The organism is Xanthomonas sp. WHRI 7945 (assembly GCF_035026585.1).
The window spans coordinates 1-13,659 of the sequence record NZ_JAYIQP010000020.1 but is presented as its reverse complement, the minus strand read 5'-3'; the positions used below and the strand labels follow the sequence as shown (position 1 = coordinate 13,659).

Here is a 13,659-nt window from a genome sequence, read left to right as displayed (position 1 = left end):
AACAAGGGAGCCATCCATGAAGAACACCGTACGCGTGCTGCTGATCGCCTCGCTGGCACTGGGCTTCACCGCCTGCAAGAAGGAAGAGCCCGCCGCGCCCGCCGCCGACGCGCAGGCGGCGCTGACCGCGCCGTCCAAGGACGACGATGCCGGCTGGAAGAAGTACCTGCAGGAAGTGGCGATCCAGAACATGGGCAACGTCACCAACAGCCCGTTCCTGTACTACCTGCCGCCGGAGTCGGATCCGGAGTTCCAGGCCAAGTACGAGCGCCAGGTCGAAAGCGCCACCACCGCCATCGGCCGCGGCATCCAGCCGGGCAACATGCTGGCGTTCGGTTCCTCGGCCTCGGCCAAGATGGCCGACCTGATCGCCGCGGCGTTCGCCAAGGTCGAGCCGAACACGATGAAGGGCGTGCGCGTGGTCTACATCGGCGCCGCCGCCGACAATGCCCGCGTGCAGACCGTGATCCAGCCGACCGGCGCCGAGTACATCTTCGTCGAAGCGAAGTGATGCGACGTCCGGCGCGCCCGCCTGGGCGCGCCGGACGCATTGCTTGGCAGGGAGATGCCTCCCTTGCCATCGCCGCGACCGACGGCCGGTCGCTGCTTGCGGCAGCCGGCACCGCGGCCATTTAGAGTGTGATGTCGGATCAAGCGCGGCCCGCCAGCGCTTATAGCGCCACGTTCCTGTAGCGCCCCCAATCGCCACCGATGCGCACACACGATGCGCCCCGTTCCTGTGACAGCGCTGCTGCACCCGACCGCCTGCGCGATGCAGCGTCCCACCAGGCAAGATCCCGCGCGCCGGGTCCTCCACGCCCGATCCGGTAAGATGCCCGGGTTAGTGCCGAAGTCTGCGAAATGTCCCTCAAGATCAACGAGCTCTGCGTCAACTGCGACGTCTGCGAGCCGGCCTGCCCGAACCAGGCCATCGCGATGGGCGAGACGATCTACGTGATCGATCCGGCCCGCTGCACCGAATGCGTCGGCCATTTCGACGAGCCGCAATGCGTGGTGGTGTGCCCGGTCGAATGCATCGACCCGGATCCGGCCATCCCGGAGAGCCATGCGCAACTGCTGGCCAAGCTGCTGCAATTGCAGCGCGATCATCCCGAGTTGTACCCACAGGAGCCCCCCGCCGCATGAGAACGCTCGTCCGCCGTGTCCTGCTGCTCGCCCTGGTCCTGGCGCCGCCGGCGTGGGCCGAAGCGCCGGCCGCCGCCGCCGCGCATCCGCCCGGCGCCGCGGTCGCCAGCGGCCACGGCCTGGCCACCGACGCCGGCCTGCAGATCCTGCGCGAGGGCGGCAACGCGTTCGACGCGGCGGTGGCGGTGTCCTCGACGCTGGCGGTGGTCGAGCCGATCAGCTCCGGGCTGGGCGGCGGCGGGTTCTTCCTGCTGCACGACGCCAAGACCGGCAAGGACACGATGCTGGACGCGCGCGAATACGCGCCGGAATCGGCCACGCCGGACAAGTTCCTCGATGCCAAGGGCGCGCTGGACCGCGACCGCTCGGTCAACGGCCCATGGTCGGCCGGCATTCCTGGCCTGCCGGCGGCGCTGGTCGAGCTGGCCACCAAGCACGGCAAACTGCCGCTGCAGCAGTCGCTGGCGCCGGCGATCCGCATCGCCCGCGACGGCTTCCCGGTGTACCGGCGCATGGCCGAGGGCTACCAGGCCCGACGCAAGGTGATGGAGCGCTATCCCGGCACCCGCGAGGTGTACCTGCGCAACGGCAAGCCGATCACCGAAGGCGACCTGTTCAAGCAGCCGGAACTGGCCGACACCCTGCAGTTGCTGGGGGCAAAGGGCTTCGACGGCTTCTACCGCGGCGTCACCGCCAAGAAGCTGCTAGCCGGGGTCAAGCAGGCCGGCGGCCACTGGACCGCGGCGGAACTGGCCGGCTACACGGTCAAGCAGCGCACGCCGATCCAGTTCGAGTACAAGGGCTGGACCGTCACCACCGCGCCGCCGCCGTCTTCCGGCGGCATCGCACTGGCCAGCATGCTGCAGATCCTGGAAGGCTACGACCTGAAGGCGATGGACCCGGCGCACCGCACCCACCTGGTGGTGGAGGCGATGCGCCGCGCCTACCGCGACCGCACCTTCTTCCTGGGCGATCCGGATTTCACCGCGGTGCCGCAGCGTGTGCTGCTGAGCAAGGACTACGCGATCGGCCTGCGCTCGACGATCAACCCGGAGAAGGCCACCCCCAGCGACCTGCTGTCGGGTCAGCCGACCCCGCTGGAGGATGACGAGACCACCCACTTCTCGATCATCGACGGCGAGGGCAACCGCGTTGGTGCGACCCAGACGGTGAACCTGCTGTTCGGCTCCGGGCTGATTCCCAAGGGCACCGGCGTGTTGCTCAACGACGAGATGGACGACTTCGCGCTCAAGCCCGGCACGCCCAACGCATTCGGGGTGATGGGTTACGCGGCCAACGCGCCCAAGCCAGGCAAGCGCCCGCTCAGCTCGATGACGCCGACCTTCATGGAGAACGCCGACAAGACCATCGTGCTCGGCACCCCGGGCGGCAGTCGCATCATCACCATGGTGTTGCTCGGCATCCTCGGCTACGACGATGGCCTGAGCGCGCAGCAGGTCGCCGCGTTGCCGCGCTACCACCACCAGTGGCTGCCGGACGTGATCGAGGCCGAGACCGGCACCTTCGACGCGGCCACCGTGCAGGGCCTGCAGGCGATGGGCCACACGCTCAAGCTGCCAGGCGACAGCGCCGAAGGCGGGCGCGGTTCCAGCCACGTGTGGGGCAACCTGCAGACGGTGGAATGGGACAAGCGCAGCAACACGCTCAGCGGCGGCAGCGACCCGCGCAACGAAGTCGGCAAGGCCGAGGTGCAACTGACGACGCCGGCGCGGTGAGTCGCCACGCAGTCGCCTTCGCGCAGTCCGCTGGCCGCTGTCACGTGGGCCCGCGGGCTTTTCCCGGTCCCTGGTCCCCGGTCCCCGGTCCCCAAAAATGAAACTCTGGTCCATCCAAGGCAACTCCCAGAAACTCGACGGCGGCGCGATGTTCGGCAACGCGCCCAAGGCGATGTGGCAGCAGTGGGCCGCGCCCGATGACGGCAACCGCATCGCGCTGGCCTGCCGCGCGCTGCTGGCGCGGCCGCTGGCCGGCAAGACGGTGCTGTTCGAGACCGGCATCGGCGCGTTCTTCGCGCCGGCGCTGCGCGAGCGCTACGGGGTCCAGGAAGAGCGTCACGTGCTGCTGGATTCGCTGCGCGAGGCCGGCGTGGCGCATACCGACATCGACGTGGTAGTGCTGAGCCATCTGCACTTCGACCACGCCGGCGGATTGCTGGCGCCGTGGCGCGAAGGCGCGGCGCCGGAGCTGCTGTTCCCGAACGCGCGCTTCCTGGTCGGCGCGGCGCACTGGCGACGCGCGTTGCAGCCGCATCCGCGCGACCGCGCCAGTTTCATTCCCGAGTTGCCCGGCCTGCTCGAGGCCAGCGGCCGCCTGGAGCTGGTCGATGGCGAATATTCAAGTGCGTTGGGCGAGGCGGTGCGCTTCCGTTTCAGCGACGGGCATACCCCGGGGCTGATGCTCGCCGAGATCGTCGGCGTGCAGCAGGCCGATGGCCTGACGCATGGCGGCGTCGCGTTCTGCGCCGACCTGATCCCGGGACGCTCGTGGGTGCACGTGCCGATCACGATGGGCTACGACCGCAACGCCGAACTGCTGATCGACGAGAAGCGCGCGTTCCTGGAGGACGCGCTGGCGCGCAACGTGCACCTGTTCTTTACCCATGATCCGGACTGCGCGCTGGCGCAACTGGCGCGCGACGCCAAGGGTCGGTTCGTCACCACCCACGAACTGGCGACGCTGCAGGCGAGGTCGCTGGCGGGCTAGGGCGGTTGCCACGATTGGCGCAGGCCACGTTGCCGTGCCTGGCGCTCAGGCAGCCGCGCGCGAACTGGTTGCCAGTCACAAGCCGCACGCGGTCGCTTGGTGCGCACACGCCGACTCGCAGGGCCGCGCCTGGGCGTGTACGGACGGCATCAGCGCCTGGTCGCCTATCGGCATGCGTTCCCTCGCCCTGTCTTGCGCGTACGCGCCCCAGCATCGCGGCGCGGCCCATCCCGATCGCGTCGATCGGCCCCACGCGCAGCGCATTCCCGCTGGCGGCTGAAAGCCCGCCGCGCAGCGCTTGCAGCCGTCATCGCGGCCGGCCAGTATCGCCACATGAACAACCTGCCTGCCGCCTTGCGTTGCCTGCTTCTCGCCTGCCTGATCGTCGGCGGCTGCGCCTCGCGCTCCGAGGACGCCACCATGCCGCCGATCCGGCTCAACCAGGTCGGCTACCTGCCGGCCGCCAGCAAGCTCGCGGTGGTGCCCGATGGCCACGGCGAGGCATTCGCGGTCGAACGCGCCGACTCTGGCAAGGTGGTGTTGCGCGGCACGCTCGGCGCCGCGGCGACCTGGGCGCCGGCACAGCAGACGGTGCGCATCGCCGACTTCTCCACGCTGCGCGCGCCGGGCCGCTATCGCGTGCGCGTGGACGGGCTGCCGCCGTCGGACAGCTTCGCCATCGGCGCCGACGCCTACGAGGCGGTGACGCGCGCGGCGCTGAAGGCCTACTACTTCAACCGCGCCAGCACCGCGCTGCCCGGCGAGTACGCCGGCCGCCACGCGCGCGCGGAAGGGCATCCGGATACGCATGTCCTGGTCCACGCCTCGGCGGCCTCGCCCGGGCGTCCGGCCGGCACCGCGATCTCCGCGCCGAAGGGCTGGTACGACGCCGGCGACTACAACAAGTACGTGGTCAATTCCGGCATCACCGTGTACACGTTGCTGGCCGCATACGAACAGTTCCCGGCCTATTTCGCCGCGCACAAGGAGGGCATTCCCGACAGCGACGGCGGCGTGCCGGACATCCTGCGCGAGGTCGACTGGAACCTGCAGTGGCTGCTGGCGATGCAGGATCCCGGCGACGGCGGCGTGTACCACAAGCTGACCAACCTGGACTTCGACGGCATGAAGATGCCCGACCAGGCCAACGCGCCGCGCTACGTGGTGCAGAAGAGCGCCGCGGCCACGCTCGATTTCGCCGCGGTGATGGCCCAGGCCAGCCGCATCTACGCACCGTTCGACGACCGCTTCGGCGGCGTGTCCAAGCGCATGCTGCAGGCCTCGCGCCGCGCCTGGGCCTGGGCGCAGGCGCATCCGGACGCGGTCTACCGGCAGCCGGCGGACGTGCACACCGGCGGCTACGACGACGCCAAGCTCGACGACGAGTTCGCCTGGGCGGCCACCGAGTTGTACCTGGCCACCGGCGAGGACGCGTTCTACGACGCGGCGATGGCGCGCAATGTGCCGGCCAGCGTGCCGAACTGGGGCTCGGTGGGCGGACTGGCGTGGATGTCGCTGGCGCAGCACCGCGCGCGGCTGACGCCACACGCGGACCAGGCGCGCATCGCCCGCGAGATCGACGGCGTGGCCACGCACCTGCTGCATGCCTGGCAGGGGTCGGCATGGAAGGTGGCGATGGCCCCGGCCGACTTCCACTGGGGCAGCAACAGCACCGCGCTGAACCAGGCGATGCTGCTGTTGCAGGCGTACCAGCTGGAGCGCAAGCCGGAGTACCTGCAGGCCGCGCAGTCGCAGCTGGACTACGTGCTCGGGCGCAACCCGCTGGGCATGTCCTTCGTCACCGGCATCGGCGCGCGTTCGCCGCTGCACATCCACCATCGCATCTCCATCGCCGACGGCGTCGCCATGCCGGTGCCGGGCCTGCTGGTCGGCGGTCCGCAGCCGGGCCAGCAGGACGCCAAGGAGTGCAAGCACGCCTATGCCTCGTCGCTGCCGGCGCTGTCCTACCTGGACGCCGAGTGCAGCTACGCGACCAACGAAGTGGCCATCAACTGGAACGCGCCGCTGGTGTACGTGAGCGCGGCGCTGCAGGTGCTGCAGCGCTGAGTGCGTGCGCGGTCATCGGCCTGGCTGGCGGCTGCGCGCCGCAGCTGCCGCGGCCGGGTCCGCAAGCGCATTCGATTCAGCTCGCTACGGTTGTCGGAGTATCTGTAGGAGCGACTTCAGTCGCGACAAGCGAAGCGGCGATCTTCCCGGCTTCGGAAGCAGTCGGGGCTGAAGCCCCTCCCACAGTGCACCGGCTGGCTATCCGAAGGTCGTTGTGGGAGCGACTTCAGTCGCGACGAGCGAAGCAGTGATCTTCCGGCTGTGGAAACCGCCGAGGCTGAAGCCCACCTGCAGCACTCAATCAGCTATCCGAAGGTCCTTGTAGGAGCGACTTCAGTCGCGACGAGCGAAGCGACGATCTTCCCGGCTTCGGAAACCGTCGGGGCTGAAGCCCCTCCTACAGTGCGCCAGCTGACTATTCGAACGGCATTTTGCAGTCGGGACTGAAGTCCCTCCCACAGGGGTCCCTCCCACAGTAGGTCCGGCACGCCATGCCGCGCCAACGCCAACGCCAATGCAGAAGCGCCCGCACTTGGTCCCGGGCGCGACCGCCCGAGCTCAGCCCACCCGGGTGCCGAAGATGCGGTCGCCGGCGTCGCCCAGGCCGGGCAGGATGTAGCCCTTGTCGTTGAGGTGGTCGTCGATCGCGGCGGTGTAGACCTCCACGTCCGGGTGCGCCGCCTCCAGCGCCTTCAGCCCTTCCGGCGCGGCGACCAGGAAGATGCCCTTGATCCGCCGCGCGCCGGCGCGCTTGAGCATGTCCACGGTGGCGATCAGGGTGCCGCCGGTGGCCAGCATCGGGTCCAGGATCAGCGCGTCGCGTTCCTCCAGGCGGCCGGTGAGGCGTTCGAAGTACGGCACCGGCTGCAGCGTCTCCTCGTCGCGCTGCAGGCCGACCACGCTGACCCGCGCCGCCGGGATCAGCGCCAGCACGCCGGGCAGCATGCCCAGCCCTGCGCGCAGGATCGGCACCAGGGTGATCTTGGCGCCGGCGATGCGCTGCACCTGGGTGGGGCCGGCCCAGCCCTCCATGGTATGCGTCTCCGTCTCCAGGTCGGCGGTGGCCTCGTAGCCGAGCAGGGTGCCCAGCTCGGTGACCAGTTCGCGGAAGCCCTTGGTGCTCAGCGCGGCGTCGCGCAGCAGGCCGATCTTGTGCTGCACCAGGGGATGGCGGACTTCGACGATCTTCATGGGGGCGCTCGCGACGGGGTTGCGCACAGTGTGCCGCAGCGGGCTTGGCGGCCGCCAGCGGCTGCGTGTCACTAGCACGCAACGTGTCGGAAATATGTTGTTTCCCCATTCTTAACGTGAAATGGGGATCGGCTTCCGTGCATACCAAGACTCCGCTGTTCGTGGCGATCGCGTTCGGCCTCAGCGCGGCCTGCGCCGCTCCCGGCGCACAGGCCGCCGCCGCCGATGCGGCGACCGACCTCGATCGGGTCGAGGTCCGCCCGCAACTGGAGGCCCAGGCCCGCGCGGTGGACCTCAAGCGCGAGTCCGATGCGATCCTGGACGCGGTCTCGGCCGACGAGGTCGGCGACTATCCGGACCAGAACGTGGCCGAGTCGCTGCAGCGCCTGCCCGGGGTCAGCGTCACCCGCGACCAGGGCGAAGGCCGCTTCGTGGTGGTGCGCGGGCTGGACGCCGCGCTCAACAGCGTCAGCGTCGACGGCATCGCCATCGGCACGCCGGAGAGCGATAACCGCGCCGCGCCGATGGACGTGATCCCGTCCGAATCCACCGAGCGGCTGAAGGTGGTCAAGTCGCCGACTCCGGACATGCCGGGCGATGCGATCGGCGGCGCGATCCTGGTCGAGTCGGCCTCGGCGTTCGACCGCGACGGCCGCAGCATCCGCGCCAAGCTCGAGGCCAACCACCAGCAGCTCAGCGACAAGACCAGCCCCAAGGCCTCGTTCAACTACAGCGACCTGTTCGCCGACGACACGTTCGGCCTGGCGCTGGGGCTGAACTACCAGGACCGCCAGTTCCAGTCCGACAACACCGAAGGCGAGTACGACGCGATCGACGGCGGCGACCTGGTCATGGTCGAGCAGCAGCGCCGCAAGTACCACATCGACCGCAAGCGCATCGGCGCCAACCTCAATCTGGACTGGCATCCGGACCAGGACAACCGCTACTACCTGCGCACGCTGTTCAGCAGCTTCGAGGACGCCGAGACCCGGCAGAACACGGTGATCGCCTTCGATGCCGACGACATCCAGGGCAACGGCGACGGCACCTACGCGGCGCCGGTCGACGAGATCTCCAAGCGGGTGCGCTACCGCACCAAGCAACAGGACACGCTGGCGGCGAGTTTCGGCGGCGAGAACCGCCTGAGCGGCGCGGTGCTGGACTACCAGGCCGGCTACACCAAGACCCGCGAGCGGGTGAACGACGAGAAGGAAGCGCGCTTCGAGTACGACGGCGACGATCTCGACGCGACCATCGACCAGAACAAGCGGATGCCCGCCATCGGCTTGTCCAGCGACGACTGGGTGTCCAACGACGACTACGCCTTCGACAAGTTCGTGCTCTCGCCCGGCCGCACCGACGACGACGAGTACAGCGCCAAGCTCAACGTGCGCTTCGACGGCGACAACGCCAGCTACAAATTCGGCCTGCTCGGGCGCTGGCGCGACCGCGACGTCGACAAGGACGAGCGCGAGCTGTCCGAGGGACCCGCCATCGACCTGGCCGACTGGACCGTGGCGCCGCCGCAACACCGGCGCAACAGCCTGGGCCAAGCGCTGAGTTCCTCGGCGCTGCGCCGCTACTGGGCGCAGGACGGCAGCCAGTACAGCGCCGACGATGGCGATGTCGGCAGCAACGCGGTTGGCGCGCTGGCGGAGGATTACGTCGCCAAGGAAGACGTGCTGGCCGCCTACGCGATGGGCACCTGGGACATCGGCGCGGTGCGGGTGATCGCCGGCGTGCGCGTGGAGAACACCCAGTTCAAGGCCAGCGGCAACCAGGTCGACCTCGCCGACGACGGCGAATCGTTCGCGGCCAGCGCATTGCAGGCCAGCAGCAGCTACACCAACGTGTTGCCGGGCCTGCACCTGCGCTGGAACGGCGGCGACGACTGGTCGCTGCGCGCGGCGCTCAACAAGACCGTCTCGCGCCCCGGCTTCGGCCAGATCGCGCCGCACGCGACGATCAACAACGACGACGAGGAAGTGGAGTTGGGCAATCCGAACCTGGATCCCTACGAATCGACCAACCTCGACCTGTCGTTCGAGCGCTACCTGGGCAAGACCGGCATCGTCTCGCTGGGCCTGTTCCACAAGTCGATCGATGGCTACATCGTGGACACGGTGATCGACGACGATCCTGCCTTCGCCGGCTACGACGTCGCGATGGCGATCAACGGCAAGAGCGCCAAGGTCTACGGCGCCGAGTTCAACTGGCAGCAGCAGTTCGCGTTCCTGCCGGACGGCTGGAACGGGCTGCTCGGCGGGGTCAGCGGCACCTGGCTGCATACCGAGTTCGATCCGGGCCTGGAGGATCGGCAGGGCGAGGACTTCGCGCTGCCGCGCGCCTCCAAGAACGTCTACAGCGCCTTCCTCGGCTACGAACGCGACGGCTTCTCGACTAGGCTCTCGGCGGTGTACCGCAGCGAATACCTCGACGAACTGGGCAAGGCCCGCGACTACGATATCTTCGTGGCCCCCAACACCCAGCTCGACTTCAGTCTCGACTATCAGGTGACCGACACCGTGCAGCTGTACTTCGACGCCTCCAACCTGCTCGACAAGCCGCTGGAACGCTACCAGGGCACGCGCACGCATACCCAGCAGTACGAGGAATACGGCCGCACCTTCGCCGTCGGCCTGCGGGTGAAGCTGTGACGGGCGCGCAGCCGACGCTGCGCCTGGCGGCGATCGCGCTGATCTGCGGGCTGGTCGCGGCCTGCGCCAATACGCCGCCGGCCGGCACCGCGCCGGCGGCCGACCGCGAGCCGGACGAGGGCGCGCAACACGACCCGTTGCTGAGCGCGGCCAATTTGCCGCACACCGTGATTGCCGAAGCCTTCCTCACCGCGTCCACCCCGGCCGACAACCTCGATTCGCCGGCCAGCTGGACCACGCCGCAGGGCCAGCGTTGGGTCATCACCACCGCCAAGAAGAGCGGCGAGCTGGTGGTGTTCGATGGCGCCAGCGGGCAGCGCCTGCGCACCGTGGGCGGCCAGGGCGTCGCGCCGGGGCAGATGGACCGGCCCAACGGCATCGCCGTGGTCGGCGATCTGGCGCTGGTGGTCGAGCGCGACAACCATCGCGTACAGGCGTTCGCGTTGCCCGGTTTCGCCTCCGTCGCGCTGTTCGGCGCCGAGTACCTGAAGAAGCCGTATGGGCTGTGGGCGCGGCCGAAGGACGGCGGTATCGAGGTCATCGTCAGCGACAACTACATGCTCGGCGCCGACGAGGAAACCGTGCCGCCGCTGGCCGAACTGGGGCAGCGCTTCCGCCGCTACCAGTTGCGCAAGCAAGGCGGCATCTGGAGCGCGACGCTGATCCAGACCTTCGGCGAGACCTCGGCCGCCGGCGCGATCCGCATCGCCGAATCGGTGTTCGCCGATCCGGCGCACGACCGCCTGCTGCTGGCCGAGGAAGACGTAGCCACGGGCACCCGCCTGCGCGAATACGGCTTGGCCGACGGCAGGTATCGCGGGCGCGACATCGGCGCGGACCTGTACAAGGCGCAGGCCGAGGGCATCGCCTTGCTGAGCTGCGCCGACGGCAGCGGCTACTGGATCGGCACCGACCAGTTCAAGGACCGCAGCCTGTTCCACGTGTACGACCGGCAGACGCTGGCGCACGTCGGCGCCTTCGCCGGCAAGGTCACCGCCAACACCGACGGTGTGTGGCTGGATCAGCGCGGCGACGCGCGCTTCCCGCAGGGCGTGTTCTACGCCCTGCACGACGATCAGGCGGTGGCCGCGTTCGATTGGCGCGACATCGCGCGCAGCCTGCGCTTGAAGGAGTGCGCGCGGTGAGCGGCGATGCCGGCGCAGGGTAGCGCCTCGCGCCGGCACGGACTCAGGACGCCAAGCGGTAGAGCAGGAACACCGCCAGCGCCAGCAACGCCCAGCAGCCCAGGCCCAGCGCCATCACCGCATCGTCGCTGGCGACCAGGCTGCCGCTGGCGTTGCGGTAGAACAGCGGGTTGTCGTGATGGCGCTTGCCGGGCGGGCGCCGTGGCTGGTCGCGCCGGGTCTCGGCACGGATCCAGCCCAGCGACAGCACCGGCAGCAACAGCCGGCCGCTCCAGTAGCCGAACACTTGCGCAACGAGTTCGAACAGCGGCCGGGCGATCGCCTCGGCCAGTGCTTGCAGCATGCCTCGGTCAGGCCGCCGCGGCCTGCGCCAGCCGGGGACCCTCGCGTAGCGCACGGCCGATCAGTCCGACCAGCAGGTCCAGCTCGTCGCTGTCCATGCCGAAATGCGGCGTGAAGCGCAGCGAGTTCTCGCCGCCGTGGATCACATTGACCCCGTGCTGGCGCAGCCATTCCTCGGTGGAACCTGCGCCGTAGCACTTGAACTGCGGCGCCAGCGCGCAGGAGAACAGCAGGCCGGTGCCCTGCACCTGGGTGATCAGCCCGCCGAGTTCGGCCTTGAGCTTCTCCAGTTTCTGCACCGCCTCGGCGCCGCGCGCGCGGATGTTGTCGCGCACCTGCGGGGTCAGCTGCGCCAGCGTGGCGCTGGCCACGTCCAGCGCGCGCGGGTTGCTGGTCATGGTGTTGCCGTAGGTGCCCTTGCGGTACAGCTGCGCGGCGTGCTCGGTCACCGCCAGCAGCGACAGCGGGTACTGCGCGGCGTTGAGCGCCTTGGAATAGGTTTCCATGTCCGGCGGATCGAGCTGCTCGAAGCCGGGGTAGTCGACCACCGACAGCACGCCGTGGGCGCGCAGGCCGGCCTGGATCGAATCGACCAGCAGCAGGCTGCCGTGGGCGCGGGTGAGTTCGCGCGCGGCGGCGTAGAACGCCGGCGGCAGCGCGCGGCCCGGGTCGCCTTCGCCCATCACCGGCTCCAGGAACACCGCCTCGATGAACCAGCCGTGCTGCTCGGCCTCGGCGAACGCGCGCCGCAACGCATCCACGTCGTAGGGCGCGATCGCGATCACCGAGTCCTCGCCGCGATAGCTGGCCAGGTGCTGCACGTACGCCTTGCGGCTGGAATCGGAATACAGCCCGGGACGGTCGGTGCGGCCGTGGAAGCTGCCCTTGACCACCAGGCGCTTGATCTTCGCGCCGGCATGGCGCGCGCCCGGGTCGGTCTGCAGCTTGGCGTTGATGTCGGCGATGCGCGCGGCCAGGCCCACCGCTTCGGAGCCGGAGTTGAGGCACATGAACTTGCTGTACGGGCAGCCGCCGCGGCGCTGACCGATCTCGGCGCGCAGCGCGCGGTCGAAGCGCAGCTGCGACACGCTCGGGGTCATCACGTTGGCCATCGCCTGCGGCCGCGCCATAGCCTCCAGCACCGCGTCCGGGGTGTGGCCGAAGCCGAGCATGCCGTAGCCGCCGGCGTCGTATAGCACCGCGCCCTTCAGCGTCACCACCCACGGGCCGCGCGCGGCCAGCGCCACGTACGGGGTCACCGCGTCGTCGGCGTAGAAATTGACGAAGCCGGCCTGCAGCGTGCGGATCTGCTCGGCCTCGTCCAGCTCCAGCAGCTCGGCGAACTCCTGCGCCAGGCGCGCATGCTCGGCCGCGGCGGCGTCGATCGCGGCGCCCAGCTGCGGGTGCGAGGCGGCCAGGCGCTCGATGCTGGCATCGTCCAGACCGGCGGTCAGGCGGTCGCCGGCATGGGCGCGCAGCGGGGCGAGGGGGCCGAGTACGGTCATGCGGGATCTCCTGGAGGCGGGTCGTTCAGCGATAGACCTTCTATTATCGGGACCGGATCGTCGATTGGCAGAGTTGATTTGTGCAGGAAATCGGATAATTTCGTCGATTCGACGAAATCCGGCCGCGCATGAAGATCACCCCCTCCGACGAACGCCTGCTCTCGCTGCTGCGCGAGGACGCCCGCGCCTCCACCGCGCAGATCGCGCGCAAGCTCGGCCTGTCGCGCACCACCGTGCAGAGCCGGATCGAGCGGCTGGAGCGTGAGGGCGTGATCTGCGGCTACACGGTGCGCACCCGCGACGACTTCGAGCAGGGCCATCTGCGCGCGCACATCCTGATCACCGTGCTGCCGAAGAAGATGACCTCGGTGGTCAAGGCGCTGCGCGAGATCGACGAGGTCCGCGTGCTGCATTCGGTCAGCGGCTCCTACGACCTGATCGCGCTGGGCGTGGTGCCGGGCGTCAACGACATGGACGTGCTGACCGACCGTATCGGCGCGGTGGACGGCGTGGAGCGCACGACCTCGTCGATCATTCTTTCGACGAAGTTCGAGAGGTGAGGGGGGGCGGGACTGGGGACTCGGGACTCGGGACTCGGGACTCGGGATTTCGCGAGTTCGGCGCATTTGCGCTTTCTGTGGGAGGGGCTTCAGCCGCGACGCTTTACCGATAATGCGTCGGGGCTGAAGCCCCTCCCACAGAAAAGCGGTTACGCCGGAGCCGCAAAAAGCCACTTTTTGTGCAAAAAAACGCGCTTTTTTCATCAAATCGCTTGACAGCGATTTGCCCCGGAACATCATCCTGCAGTCCCGAGTCCCGAGTCCCGAGTCCCGAGTCCCGAGTCCCGAGTCCCGAGTCCCGAGTCCCGAGTCCCGAGTCCCG

General features: G+C 69.1%; 11 protein-coding genes. 8 read left to right on the top strand and 3 right to left on the bottom strand.

Translation table 11 applies throughout. The features are described from left to right. Positions 1–16 precede the first annotated feature (16 nt). The 5 genes from VDQ83_RS15250 (at position 17) to VDQ83_RS15230 (ending at position 5,937) form a co-directional block, all read left to right on the top strand. Positions 17–511, top strand: a complete 495-nt coding sequence (locus tag VDQ83_RS15250) for a hypothetical protein (RefSeq protein WP_263397923.1) — start codon at positions 17–19, stop codon at positions 509–511. A 350-nt stretch (positions 512–861) separates the two neighbouring features. Then, positions 862–1,146 (top strand): YfhL family 4Fe-4S dicluster ferredoxin, encoded by a 285-nt coding sequence (locus VDQ83_RS15245; protein ID WP_455435582.1) that lies wholly within the window; start codon positions 862–864, stop codon positions 1,144–1,146. Next, positions 1,143–2,882 carry a gamma-glutamyltransferase gene (gene ggt, locus VDQ83_RS15240; RefSeq protein ID WP_455435581.1) on the top strand — a complete coding sequence of 580 codons (1,740 nt, stop codon included), beginning with the start codon at positions 1,143–1,145 and terminating at the stop codon, positions 2,880–2,882. Before VDQ83_RS15245 ends, ggt begins: the two co-directional genes overlap by 4 nt. Before the next feature lie 97 nt (positions 2,883–2,979). Further along, the gene (locus VDQ83_RS15235) at positions 2,980–3,870 is read left to right on the top strand and encodes an MBL fold metallo-hydrolase (protein ID WP_455435580.1); all 891 of its coding nucleotides are present in this window, start codon (positions 2,980–2,982) and stop codon (positions 3,868–3,870) included. Positions 3,871–4,203: 333 nt separating this feature from the next. Beyond that, positions 4,204–5,937 (top strand): glycoside hydrolase family 9 protein, encoded by a 1,734-nt coding sequence (locus VDQ83_RS15230; protein ID WP_455435579.1) that lies wholly within the window; start codon positions 4,204–4,206, stop codon positions 5,935–5,937. 558 nt (positions 5,938–6,495) lie between these two features. Here VDQ83_RS15230 and upp read toward each other — a convergent pair. Further along, on the bottom strand, positions 6,496–7,128 hold the full coding sequence (gene upp / locus VDQ83_RS15225; protein WP_263397926.1) for a uracil phosphoribosyltransferase: 633 nt from the start codon (positions 7,126–7,128) through the stop codon (positions 6,496–6,498). Positions 7,129–7,265: 137 nt separating this feature from the next. Between upp and VDQ83_RS15220 the strand changes: the two genes are divergently transcribed. Both VDQ83_RS15220 and VDQ83_RS15215 read left to right on the top strand, forming a co-directional pair. Continuing rightward, a complete protein-coding gene (locus VDQ83_RS15220; protein ID WP_455435578.1) occupies positions 7,266–9,785 on the top strand; it encodes a TonB-dependent receptor in 2,520 nt (839 codons plus the stop codon). Continuing rightward, positions 9,782–10,930 (top strand): phytase, encoded by a 1,149-nt coding sequence (locus VDQ83_RS15215; protein WP_455435577.1) that lies wholly within the window; start codon positions 9,782–9,784, stop codon positions 10,928–10,930. The genes VDQ83_RS15220 and VDQ83_RS15215 overlap by 4 nt, the downstream gene beginning before the upstream one ends. 43 nt (positions 10,931–10,973) lie before the next feature. Here VDQ83_RS15215 and VDQ83_RS15210 read toward each other — a convergent pair whose 3' ends face one another. Continuing rightward, positions 10,974–11,273, bottom strand: a complete 300-nt coding sequence (locus tag VDQ83_RS15210) for a hypothetical protein (RefSeq protein ID WP_455435576.1) — start codon at positions 11,271–11,273, stop codon at positions 10,974–10,976. A 7-nt stretch (positions 11,274–11,280) separates the two neighbouring features. Next, positions 11,281–12,777 (bottom strand): aminotransferase class III-fold pyridoxal phosphate-dependent enzyme, encoded by a 1,497-nt coding sequence (locus VDQ83_RS15205; RefSeq protein ID WP_455435575.1) that lies wholly within the window; start codon positions 12,775–12,777, stop codon positions 11,281–11,283. A gap of 128 nt (positions 12,778–12,905) precedes the next feature. Here VDQ83_RS15205 and VDQ83_RS15200 point away from each other — a divergent pair, with 128 nt between their 5' ends. Continuing rightward, complete coding sequence (locus VDQ83_RS15200; RefSeq protein WP_263397930.1) at positions 12,906–13,337, top strand: Lrp/AsnC family transcriptional regulator; 432 nt, start codon at positions 12,906–12,908, stop codon at positions 13,335–13,337. Positions 13,338–13,659 lie beyond the last annotated feature (322 nt).

What these genes read in the sequence shown, in the direction of transcription:
- VDQ83_RS15250 (WP_263397923.1), top strand. Translation starts at nt 17, where the DNA reads ATGAAGAACACCGTACGCGTGCTGCTGATCGCCTCGCTGGCACTGGGC.
- VDQ83_RS15245 (WP_455435582.1), top strand. Translation starts at nt 862, where the DNA reads ATGTCCCTCAAGATCAACGAGCTCTGCGTCAACTGCGACGTCTGCGAG.
- ggt (WP_455435581.1), top strand. Translation starts at nt 1,143, where the DNA reads ATGAGAACGCTCGTCCGCCGTGTCCTGCTGCTCGCCCTGGTCCTGGCG.
- VDQ83_RS15235 (WP_455435580.1), top strand. Translation starts at nt 2,980, where the DNA reads ATGAAACTCTGGTCCATCCAAGGCAACTCCCAGAAACTCGACGGCGGC.
- VDQ83_RS15230 (WP_455435579.1), top strand. Translation starts at nt 4,204, where the DNA reads ATGAACAACCTGCCTGCCGCCTTGCGTTGCCTGCTTCTCGCCTGCCTG.
- upp (WP_263397926.1), bottom strand. Translation starts at nt 7,128, where the DNA reads ATGAAGATCGTCGAAGTCCGCCATCCCCTGGTGCAGCACAAGATCGGC.
- VDQ83_RS15210 (WP_455435576.1), bottom strand. Translation starts at nt 11,273, where the DNA reads ATGCTGCAAGCACTGGCCGAGGCGATCGCCCGGCCGCTGTTCGAACTC.
- VDQ83_RS15205 (WP_455435575.1), bottom strand. Translation starts at nt 12,777, where the DNA reads ATGACCGTACTCGGCCCCCTCGCCCCGCTGCGCGCCCATGCCGGCGAC.
- VDQ83_RS15200 (WP_263397930.1), top strand. Translation starts at nt 12,906, where the DNA reads ATGAAGATCACCCCCTCCGACGAACGCCTGCTCTCGCTGCTGCGCGAG.